Raw genomic sequence first — 1,660 nt, 5'->3', positions numbered from 1 at the left:
GCAGCGCGGGCTGAGGCCGGCCGGTCGGGACGCCCGTCTCGGCACGCGGGCGCACCGGCGTGCGGGCGCGGCGGCGTGCGGGCGCACCGGCGCGCGGCCGTGCTGGCGTGTGCGGCGAGCGATGTCGGTGGCCGCGCGTACCGTGTGCTCCATGACGAAGCAGATGCAGCAGACCCTGGTGCCCGAGGTGGCCGACGAGCTCTGCCCGCGCTGCGGCTCAGAGGCCGTGCGCGTGGCCGACCTGATCACCCTCAGCGGCGGCGACCCGCTCTTCGACTGCCGCGAGTGCGGCTTCGAATGGGGCGAGCTGCTGCGCGACCTCATGGCCTGAGCGCCGGGGCGCGATCGCGGCGCGGCAGCGCGACCCGCGCCCCGCCCGCGCACGGCCGCCGGCCCCGAGCGAGCGCGATCCGGACGAGCGAGCACCCCGCGCCGCGCGCACTCGTCGGGAAAGCGCGCACTCGAGGGCAGCGCGCGGCGCGGGCGGCGCGGGCTACGACCGCGCGCGGGGGAGTCCTGCCGCGAGCAACTCCCGGCGCAGCCCATCGGCGTACCCGGTGATGTCCGATCAGACCCACCGGGCGACATCCCTCCCATGTCCCCGCTTCAGCCTCCGCTCGCGCTGCTTCTCGAGCCACATGACCTCGCCGGCATCGCGCCCGGCGAGGTACTCATCTCGCGTGTACTTCACCTTGCCGTCGAACGCCCCGCTCGTGCCGAAGTCGGGCCAGTCGAAGTCGACGATGGCGCGGTCTCAGAGGTTGAGCACCGTGAGCGAGACCGGCACGTCGCCGCCGGCGACCAGCCCCTCAGCGGTGCGCACTGCCTTCTTCACGGGCAGCACGTAGCACCCGACCGTCGAGTCGGGAAACACCGAGGTCGACCACGTCGACCCGCCGACGGTCACGCGCACGCGCACGGACCCGAAGCCGCGCGGCGGTCGCGGGATCTCGCGGATGTCTTCGGATGCCGCCTCGGGCACCGTCACGAAGTACCAGTTGGCCTGCGACGACCACTCCCAGAGCGGTGCCGTGAACTCGAAGCGCATGCCCGAAGGCTAGCCGAGACCGCCGACGGCGCCGAGGCTCGCCGACAGGCTTGCAACCGCGACGCTCACGCCGATCGCGGCGAGCACGCCGAGTCCGACGACGGCGCCCGAGACGATCCACGCGAGCCGGCGGTGCTCGTCGTACCCGCTGAGCGTGCGGCCCTCGCGGTCGCGCTGCGCCCCCGTGAGCACGAGCACGAGGTCGACGAGCGTCCACACGCCGAAGCCGCCCGCCGTGAGGAGCTTCGCCACGGCCGTGCCGATCTTGCCGAGGTAGAAGCGGTCGGCGCCGAGCGAACCGAGCAGCAGCGCGAACAGCCAGGTCAGCAGGAACGTTCGCTCGCCGGGTTCGGCCGTCGCGACGGACCGGGCGGATGCCGCGGCGCGGTCGTCGTTCGGCGGCAACGGCGCCGTCGTGTGCTCGTTCGGCGCGTGCAGCACGGGCGGGGGCGAGAACGACGGGGCGCGGAGCGTGTCGGAGACGAACTCGGGCGAGGAGGAGGTCATCGTGAGCCCGGGCGTCGCGGCGACGGGCGCCGGCACCGGGGTCTGCGCCTGCGGCGGCCGCGGCGGCTCGGGCTGCCCGGGGGCCGCGGGGGCCGCGGGCGGCAT

At 74.9% G+C, this 1,660-nt stretch carries 3 protein-coding genes; 1 reads left to right on the top strand and 2 read right to left on the bottom strand.

Annotated features, from left to right (window positions below):
• Positions 1-151 precede the first annotated feature (151 nt).
• Positions 152-331 carry a hypothetical protein gene (locus tag GQQ92_RS16425; RefSeq protein WP_156999337.1) on the top strand — a complete coding sequence of 60 codons (180 nt, stop codon included), beginning with the start codon at positions 152-154 and terminating at the stop codon, positions 329-331.
• A 423-nt stretch (positions 332-754) separates the two neighbouring features.
• On the opposite strand, the gene GQQ92_RS16420 is transcribed toward GQQ92_RS16425, so the two are convergent.
• Complete coding sequence (locus tag GQQ92_RS16420) at positions 755-1,048, bottom strand: DUF1905 domain-containing protein (RefSeq protein WP_157000383.1); 294 nt, start codon at positions 1,046-1,048, stop codon at positions 755-757.
• A gap of 9 nt (positions 1,049-1,057) precedes the next feature.
• Positions 1,058-1,660, bottom strand: a 603-nt coding sequence (locus GQQ92_RS16415; protein ID WP_157000382.1) for a TM2 domain-containing protein, incomplete at its 5' end; no start/stop codon positions are given.

The sequence above is a fragment of the Agromyces terreus genome, from assembly GCF_009749465.1.
Lineage (GTDB): Bacteria > Actinomycetota > Actinomycetes > Actinomycetales > Microbacteriaceae > Agromyces > Agromyces terreus.
This window is presented reverse-complemented; position numbering and strand designations above follow the sequence as displayed.